This is a genomic window from Roseomonas sp. TAS13 (assembly GCF_001950415.1).
In the GTDB taxonomy this organism is placed as follows: Bacteria; Pseudomonadota; Alphaproteobacteria; order Acetobacterales; family Acetobacteraceae; genus Roseomonas; species Roseomonas mucosa.
Map to the genome: position 1 here is coordinate 1 of NZ_BDLP01000709.1, position 980 is coordinate 980.

The 980-nt window shown below is 73.2% G+C and carries 1 protein-coding gene; it reads right to left on the minus strand.

Annotated elements, in window-relative coordinates:
• Positions 1 to 12: 12 nt before the first annotated feature.
• Entirely contained in the window at positions 13 to 822 is an 810-nt protein-coding gene (locus tag ROTAS13_RS25020; protein WP_253187779.1) for a DUF3991 domain-containing protein, read from the minus strand.
• Between the last annotated feature and the right edge of the window lie 158 nt (positions 823 to 980).

Below are 980 nucleotides of genomic sequence, written 5' to 3' on the forward strand. Positions count from 1 at the left end.
GCGTAGATGTGATCAAGAGACAGGCACAGCGTCCGGCCGCGCCGCCAGGGCCGCGAGCAGCCGGTCGAGGGCGCGCACGGTTCCCGGCCCCATTCCGCCGGTGGTCGCGGTGTAGAGGGTCTCACTCCGCAGGCGCTCCACCGCGGCGACGCTCAGAGCGTCGATCGGTGCTTCGGCCACCACCAGCCGGAGGGGCTCCACACGCCGCGAGGGGATCCAGCCGGGCAACTGGAACAGGGTCTTGTCACCGCCCTTGGCGAAGCCGCGGAACTCGGGGCCACGCATCTCGAAGCCCACCAGCGCGCCCGTCTCGTCGCGATGCGCGAAGTACGCCGTGCCGTAGGCCCCCTCGCGGACCGCATCGGCCGCCGCCGCCGCCCGCAGCACCAGGCCCGGAAGCCGCCGTGCCTCCGCGAGGTAGCGCCAGGCCCGCGATCCCGGCCGCAGCAATCGGGCGTGCGCCCAGCGTTCCGACACCGGGGCGATGCTTCCGTCCCGAGCCCGGACCCATTCGTGCTCCGGAAAGCTGGGCTGAAGCCCGACCAGCTCCCGCAACAGCTTGCGGGCGTGCCCGAGGTTCAGTTCCGGGCGCAGGTGCTGCACCAGCCCGAAGACGTCGCCCTTGGCCGTGCCGCCGGCATCCCACCAGCCCTGGCCGCCGTGGTTGACGATGATGATCTCGCCCTTGCCGCGCCGGTACTTCAGGCAGTCCCGCGTGCTCTCGGCCTTGTCCAGCTTCCACGGGGGCGGCAGCCGTTCCAGCACCACCGCGCAGTTCACCCCCTCGCGCAGCTGCCGCAGTTCGTCGTCCTGGCCTCTCATCACCCGGAATCCTTCTCCTGGATTCCACCCGCCGACCGCGAGGCGGGCGCGGGACAAGGGCGCGGCCGGGGCCTGCCCCGGCGCGGGAGGCGCCAGCCGACGCACCCTTGCCGCGCGCCAGCCGCTAGCGGTAGCGGCTTCCCCCCTCCCCTTGGCCC

Bases quoted from the DNA above. Each gene is read 5' to 3' on its own strand.
- ROTAS13_RS25020 (WP_253187779.1), bottom strand. From the start codon at position 822: ATGAGAGGCCAGGACGACGAACTGCGGCAGCTGCGCGAGGGGGTGAAC.